This window comes from Methylobacterium sp. FW306-05-D, assembly GCF_058782155.1.
On sequence record NZ_JBYSXL010000129.1, the window covers coordinates 1 to 7,072 of the forward strand.

At 74.5% G+C, this 7,072-nt stretch carries 5 protein-coding genes; all 5 read right to left on the minus strand.

Going from position 1 to position 7,072, the window contains the following annotated elements:
• The coding region (locus tag AC3WLN_RS23205; RefSeq protein WP_492485240.1) for an FAD binding domain-containing protein at positions 1-1,036 on the minus strand (1,036 nt) is incomplete at its 3' end.
• On the minus strand, positions 1,033-1,551 hold the full coding sequence (locus tag AC3WLN_RS23210) for a (2Fe-2S)-binding protein (RefSeq protein ID WP_492485241.1): 519 nt from the start codon (positions 1,549-1,551) through the stop codon (positions 1,033-1,035). The genes AC3WLN_RS23210 and AC3WLN_RS23205, both read right to left, overlap by 4 nt.
• Before the next feature lie 75 nt (positions 1,552-1,626).
• Complete coding sequence (copM, locus tag AC3WLN_RS23215; protein WP_492485244.1) at positions 1,627-2,085, minus strand: CopM family metallochaperone; 459 nt, start codon at positions 2,083-2,085, stop codon at positions 1,627-1,629.
• A gap of 20 nt (positions 2,086-2,105) precedes the next feature.
• Positions 2,106-5,249: an efflux RND transporter permease subunit gene (locus tag AC3WLN_RS23220; RefSeq protein ID WP_492485246.1), complete on the minus strand. Its 3,144-nt coding sequence runs from the start codon at positions 5,247-5,249 to the stop codon at positions 2,106-2,108.
• A 12-nt stretch (positions 5,250-5,261) separates the two neighbouring features.
• The gene (locus AC3WLN_RS23225) at positions 5,262-7,001 is read right to left on the minus strand and encodes an efflux RND transporter periplasmic adaptor subunit (RefSeq protein ID WP_492485247.1); all 1,740 of its coding nucleotides are present in this window, start codon (positions 6,999-7,001) and stop codon (positions 5,262-5,264) included.
• Positions 7,002-7,072: the final 71 nt, after the last annotated feature.

A 7,072-nucleotide genomic window follows, 5' to 3' on the forward strand; every position in this document is an offset into this window, starting at 1 on the left:
GGTTCGGCGCGAACGGGCTGGCCGGGAGCGCGGGGACGCGGTCCGGGGTGCCGGCGGCCGCCAGGGTGAGCGCGCGCACCACGATGCGGCGGGCGAGCGCGATCTTGTAGGCGTTGTCGCCCGAGGGCCTGGCCTCGGCCAGGGCCGCCTCGGCCGCCTTCGCGAAGGCCTCGGGGGTGGGGGCGGCCCCGGCCAGCAGGTCCTCCGCCGCACGGGCCCGCCAGGGCTTCAGGGCGACGCTGCCCAGCGCGATGCGGGCCTGCCCGATCCGGTCCCCGTCCATCCGCAGGCCGACGGCCGCCGAGACCACCGCGAAGGCGTAGGAGGTGCGCTCGCGGACCTTGAGGTAGCGGCTGTGGCCGGCGAAGGCTTCCGCCTCGGGCGGCAGGGTGACGGCGACGACGAGGTCGCCCGGCTCCAGCACGGTCTCGCGCTGAGGCGTGTCGCCCGGCAGGCGGTGGAAGGCCTCCAGGGGCACGGAGCGGGTGCCGCCGGGGCCCGCGATCTCGACGCTGGCGTCGAGCGCCGCCAGCGGCACGCAGAAGTCCGACGGATGGGTGGCGATGCAGTGCTCGCTCCAGCCGAGCACCGCGTGGCTCCGGGTGACGCCGCCCAGCGCGGCGCAGCCGGCGCCGGGGTCGCGCTTGTTGCAGGCGCTGGCGGTGTCGTAGAAATATGGGCAGCGGGTCCGCTGCAGCACGTTGCCGGCGGTGGTGGCGGCGTTGCGCAGCTGGCCCGAGGCCCCCGAGAGCAGGGCTTCGGCCAGCGCCGGGTAGCGTTGGGCCATGGTCGCGTCGTGCGCCAGGGCGGCGTTGCGCACCAGGGCGCCGATCCGGGTCGACCCGTCGGCGCCGCGCTCGATCCGGTCGAGGCCGGGCAGGCGGGTGATGTCCACCAGCGTGTCGGGCCGGCTGATCCCGCCCTTCATCAGGTCGACGAGGTTGGTGCCGGCGGCGAGATAGGCGGCGCCGGGCCGGGCGGCGGCCGCCACCGCCTCGGCGACGCTGGTCGCGCGGATGTAATCGAAGGCCTTCACGCCGCATCCTCCGCGAGCTGGCGGCCGGGCAGGACGTCCGGCCCCGTCATCGCCGTGTGGGCGCTGAGCACGGCTTGCGTGATGCCCGCATAGGCCCCGCAGCGGCAGAGATTCCCGCTCATGCCCTCGCGCACGCGCTCGGGGTCGCCCCCGGTCTGGCCCTCCTGGATCAGCCCGACCGCGCTGAGGATCTGGCCCGGCGTGCAGAAGCCGCACTGGAAGCCGTCATGCTCGAGGAAGGCGGCCTGGACCGGGTGCAGGGCGTCGCCCGCGGCGAGACCCTCGATCGTGGTGATCGCGGCCCCGTCGTGGCTGACGGCCAGCGCCAGGCAGGCATTCACCCGGACGCCGTCGAGGAGGACGGTGCAGGCGCCGCACTGGCCCCGGTCGCAGCCCTTCTTGGCCCCGGTGAGGTCGAGGCGCTCGCGCAGCAGGTCGAGGAGGGTGACGCGCGCATCCTCCAGGACGATGCTGCGGGCCACGCCGTTCACGGTCAGCGTGATGGAAAAGCTCATGCGGGGGACACCTCCGGCCGGCTTGTCTGGAAAGGCTCCAGATAGAACCGCCGCGGGGTCCGACCAGGGGGCGCCTCAGCGCCCAGCCGCCTTGGCCTCCGCCGCCTTGGCCTCCGCCTCCTTGCGCGCCAGGATGGCCCGCATCTGCGCGATCTCGGTGTCCTGCGCCTTGATGATGCTCTCGGCCAGCGCCCGGACCTCCGGGTCCTTCGAGTATTGCAGGGCGACCCGCGCCATGGCGATGGCGCCCGCGTGGTGCGGGATCATGCCGGCGGCGAAGTCGCGGTCGACGTCGCCGGAATAGCGGATCTCCATGTCGCCGTGCATGCGCATGGCGGCGTCCTGGAACGCCCGGGTGGAGGGCGAGGCGGCCCCGGGCTTCGCCGCGCCGGCGGGCTTTTCCGTGTGCGAGTGGCCCGGCGTGCCGTGGCCGTGGTCGTGGCCGTCCCCCGCGGGGTGATCCTCATGGGCCGGGGCGGTGCCCGTCAGGGCGAGGAGGGCGAGGGCGGCGAGGCAGGCGGTCGCGGTCTTCATGGGGTTCATCTCCGTGGAACTTAGAACAGGGCCGGGGCGGGGGCGCCCGGGGCAGGATCGGCCGACGGCGCCTGCGCCGCCTGGAGGCGGGCGAAGGCGCCCCGGCCGAAGCGTAGGACCAGGACGGGGGTGAGCGCCGCGTCCAGCAGGGTGGCGCTGAACAGGCCGCCGAAGATCGTCACGGCGACGGGGTGGAGGATCTCCTTGCCCGGCGCCGTGCCGTCGACGAGGAGCGGCACCAGGGCGATGCCGGCGGCGAGCGCCGTCATCAGCACCGGCACCAGCCGCTCGCTGCTGGCCCGCAGCACCAGGGCCGGTCCGAAGGGCAGGCCCTCGGTCAGGCCCAGATTCAGGATGTGGCTGATCTTCAGGATGCCGTTGCGGGCGACGATGCCGGTGAGGGTCACGAAGCCGATCATCGATGCCACCGAGAGGGGCAGCCCCGCGACGAAGAGCGCCGCGACGCTGCCGATCAGCGCCAGCGGCACGTTGCCCATGACGATCAGCGCCAGCACGCCGGAGCGGTAGCGGCTCGCCAGCAGGGCGAAGACCAGGGCCAGCGAGACGAGGCTGAGGAGTCCGATGGTGCGGGTCGCCTCCCCTTGCGCCTGGAACGCGCCCTCGAGATTCGCGGTGATGCCCTGGGGCAGGGTGGTCCGCGCCAGGGTCGCGGCCATGGCGGCGGCCACGGCCGAGCCGTCGGCGCCTGCCTGGGTGTTGGCCTGCACCACCAGCCTGCGCCGGCCGTTTTCGCGAAGAATCTGGTTGGGCCCGTCGCGCTCGGTGATGTCGGCCAGCGCATGGGCCGGGACCCAGCCGGTGGGCGTCTCGATGAGGAGTTCGCGCAGGGCCGCCACCGAGCGGCCGGATTCCGGCAGCCGCAGGGCGACGTCGTAGCGGCGCAGGCCGTCGACCAGGGTGGAGACCACCCGCCCGTTGGCCAGCCGGCTCACCGCCTCGACCACGGCGCCGGGGGCGACGCCGTAGAGGGCGGCGCGGCCGGAATCGACCCGGACCTCGAGCTGCGGGATGCGGACCTGCTTCTCGATGGCGAGATCGGCGATGCCGGGGATTTTTTCGAACTCCGCTTTGAGAGCGTCGGCGGTTCGGCGCAGGCCGTCGAGGTCCTCGCCGAACAGCTTCAGGGCGATCTCGGCCCGGACCCCCGAGAGCATGTGGTCGAGGCGGTGCGAGATCGGCTGGCCGATATTGACCGAGACCGGCAGCACCCCGAGGCGGGCGCGCAAGTCCGCCACGATCGCCTCGCGGGGGCGCCCACCTGGCTTCATGCCGATCTCGAGGTCGGTGGAGTGGACGCCCTCGGCGTGCTCGTCGAGCTCGGCCCGGCCGGTGCGGCGCCCGACCCGGTCCACCTCCGGGATGTCGAGCACCAGCCCCTCCGCGATGGCGCCGATCCGGCTCGACTCGGCGAGCGAGATGCCCGGCGTGAAGGCGAGGTTGACGGTGAAGGAGCCCTCGTTGAACTGCGGCAGGAAGGCCCGCGGCAGGGTGGTGGCGGCGAAGGCCGCGACGGCGACGCCGGCCACGGCGCCGGCCATCACGAGACGCTGGTGGCCGAAGGCGAAGCCCACCAGCCGGGCGTTCCCCGCCTTGAGCCCGCGGATCAGCCGGCCCTCCGGCGCCTCCAGGCCCTTGAGGCCGGGCAGCAGCCAGGAGGCCAGGGCCGGGGTCAGGGTCAGGGACACGAGGAGGCTCGACAGGATCGCGATGATGTAGGCCTGCCCCAGCGGCGCGAAGAGCCGGCCCTCGATGCCCGAGAGGGCGAAGAGCGGCACGAAGACGAGGCAGATGATCACGGTCGCGTAGACGATGCCCGAGCGGACTTCGTTGGAGGCCGCCACGATCACCGCGAAGGCCGAGCGGGGCGCGCCCCCATTCAGGTTCTCTTGCCGGTTCTCGCGCAGGCGCCGCAGGATGTTCTCCACATCCACCACCGCGTCGTCGACGAGCTCGCCGATGGCGATGGCCAGCCCGCCGAGCGTCATCGTGTTGATGGACAGCCCGAGCGCGGAGAAGATCGCCGCCGTGGCGAGGATCGAGACGGGAATCGCGGTCAGCGAGATCAGGGTGGTGCGCGCGTTCATCAGGAAGGCGAACAGCACCACGGCGACCACGGCCACGGCCTCCAGCAGCACCTGCACCACGTTGTGCAGGGAGGTCTCGATGAAATCCGCCTGCCGGAACAGCACCTTGTCGGCCTTGATCCCGGGCGGCAGGCTGGGGCCGAGCTGGCCCAGCGCGTCCGCCACGGTCTTGGTCAGCCGCACGGTGTCGACGCCCGGCTGCTTCTCCACCGAGACGATCACGGCGGACTGGCCCATGTAGCCGCCGTCGCCGCGCCGGGGGCGGGGCGCGAAATCCACCTCGGCCACCTGGCGCAGGTAGACCGGACCCGCGGGCGTGCCCACCACGAGGTTGCGCAGGTCGTCGAGGTCGATGGTCCGGCCGATGGCGCGGATCAGCACCTCGCGGGCGCCCGCATCGGTGAAGCCGCCGCCCGCATTGGTGCCGAAGCCTTCGAGCGCCTGGGTCAGGGCGGCGTGGCTGACGCCCAGCGCCCGCATGGCGGCGGGGTTCGGCGCCACCCGGAACTGGCGCACCTCGCCGCCGATGGGGATGACCTGCGCCACCCCCGGGATCGCCAGGAGGCGAGGCCGGATGGTGAAGTCGGCGGTCTCGCGCAGGCTCATCGGGCTCGCGGTCTCGGAGGTCACCGCCACCAGCAGGATGCCGCCCATGATCGACGAGACCGGCCCCATCTGGGGCATCACGGCGGCGGGGAGTTCGGTGCGGGCCAGCGCCAGACGCTCGGCCACGAACTGGCGGGCCCGGTACAGGTCGGCGTCCCAGGCGAACTCGACGGTGACGATGGACAGGCCGATGCCCGAGACCGAGCGCACCCGGGTGACGCCGGGCAGGCCGTTCATCCGGGTCTCGATCGGGTAGGTGACGCGCTGCTCGACCTCCGGGGGCGCGAGCCCCTCGGCCTCCGTCATCACCGTGACGGTGGGGCGGTTGAGGTCCGGCAGCACGTCCACGGGCAGGCGGGTGAGGGCGAGGAGCCCGGTCAGCACCAGGGCGGCGGCGAGCGCCACGACGAGCAGGCGGTTGCGCAGGGACTGCGCGACGATGGCTTCGAACATCGGGGGCTCCTCTCAGCGGATCTGGTCGAGGAGCTCGGCGCCCTGGACGACGATGCGGTGCCCGGCCGCGATCCCGTCCTCCACCAGCATCCGGTCGGCATCCAGCGGCGCCACCCGCACCGGGCGGCCCATGAAGCGCTCGGCGCTGACATGCTCGTAGACGAGGCTGCCGCCCTCCGCCCGCACGACGCCGGAGCGCGCCACCGGCAGGCCGGGCTTGGCCGAGCCGATAGGAGCCAGCACGGTGACGAACTGGCCGAGCCGCAGGCCGCGCCCGTCGCCTTGAATCGCGAACTGGACCGGGACCGCCTGGTTGCGGTCGGCGAGGCCCGTGCCGCGATAGGCGAGCTGCAGGGTGCCGCCGTCGCCGAGCCGCGCGGTGGCGCGGGCGCCCTCGGCCAGCGCCTCGAAGCTCAGGGCCTCGACCCAGAGCTTGCTCGGATCGACGATCCGGTAGACCACGGTGCCGGGGGCCGCCATGGCGCCCGCCACCGCGTTCGCCTCGGCGATCACGCCGTCGACGGGGGCGACGAGGGATTCGGGCTCGCGCCGGATGGCGTCGAGGGCGGCGCGGCGGTCCCGCAGGCCGCCGAGCTCCGAGCGGGCGTCGTCGAGCTGGGTCTGCGCCACCGCGCCGGTGGTGGAGAGCCGCTCGAAGCGCCCGACCCGGCGCTCCAGGATGGCGATCTGCTGGTCGAGCTCGCCCTGGCGCTGGCGCATGTCGGAGACGTCCACCGCCTGGACCGGCGGGGTCACGGTGGCGAGCACGTCGCCGCGGGCCACCCGCGTGCCGAGGCGGGGGAAGCCCCGCTCCGGCGGGGCGAGCCGGCCACCCACGGAGGATTGCACCACGCCGCTGGCGTTCGGGTCGGGGATGATCCGGCCCGGCAGCTCGGCGCTGCGGGTGACGGAGGCTTGCGCCGTCAGGCCGGTGCGCAGGGCGAGCAGGCGCTGGAGCGATTTCGGCACGAAGACCGAGCCGTCGGGCAGGCGGCGCGCCCGCTCCATCAGGGTGCCGCCGGTCAGCGCCGCCGGGGTGACCGGCGGCTCCGACGCGTCGGGCCCGTGGCCCTCGTGCGCCTGCGCGCCGCCGCCGAGGAAGAGGGCGAGCCCCAAAGTCGCCCCGACCGCGAGGAGACCGACCAGGACCGGACCCCCCCGCCGCCGGCGCGCCAGGGCGAACGCCGCGAGTCCCAGCAGGAAGCCCCCGGCCGCCAGCGCCGCCGGGTTCTGCCGGGCGAGGCGGTCGGCCAGGGTGGCGGCCCCCTGGGCCGAAGGCCCGGCGGCCGGGACCTCCGCCGGCGCGGGCAGGTGGAGGTCGAGGTCGAGGAGGTCGGTGCGGCCCTCGGCGGAGACGCCGACCACGAGGTCGTGGTCGTCCCCGGTCGCGAGCCAGGGGGCCGCGAGCCGGTAGGTGCCGGGCGCCGTCCGGGCGGCCTTGCGCCGGCCCTCCGGGGTCATCACGGCGACGCTCGCCTCCGGGACGGGGGCGTTGGTGGCGAAGGCGTCGAGGTAGAGCACGAGGTCGGTGCCCTGCACCACGGCGACGAGTTCGAAGCGCTCGGAGACGGCCTCCGCCCGCGGCGCGGTGGCGGCCGGGGCCGGCGGCGCCTCCGCGCCGTGGTCGTGGCCCTCGTGGGCGCGGGCGGGCCCGGACAGGACGGGCAGGGCGGGGGACGCCAGGAGCGCCGGGAGCGCGAGGGCGACCAGGAGGGCGAGCGCGCGCAGGGCGGCCGCGAGGGAGCGGGACATGGACCGGGATTCTTTCGCCGAGGAGCACGGAACGGCGTCCCGGCCTCGAGCCTCCGTGGGGAGTCTCGAGG

Excerpts from the sequence above, each read along its gene's own strand:
- AC3WLN_RS23225 (WP_492485247.1), bottom strand. The coding sequence starts at position 7,001 with ATGTCCCGCTCCCTCGCGGCCGCCCTGCGCGCGCTCGCCCTCCTGGTC.
- AC3WLN_RS23210 (WP_492485241.1), bottom strand. The coding sequence starts at position 1,551 with ATGAGCTTTTCCATCACGCTGACCGTGAACGGCGTGGCCCGCAGCATC.
- AC3WLN_RS23220 (WP_492485246.1), bottom strand. The coding sequence starts at position 5,249 with ATGTTCGAAGCCATCGTCGCGCAGTCCCTGCGCAACCGCCTGCTCGTC.
- copM (WP_492485244.1), bottom strand. The coding sequence starts at position 2,085 with ATGAAGACCGCGACCGCCTGCCTCGCCGCCCTCGCCCTCCTCGCCCTG.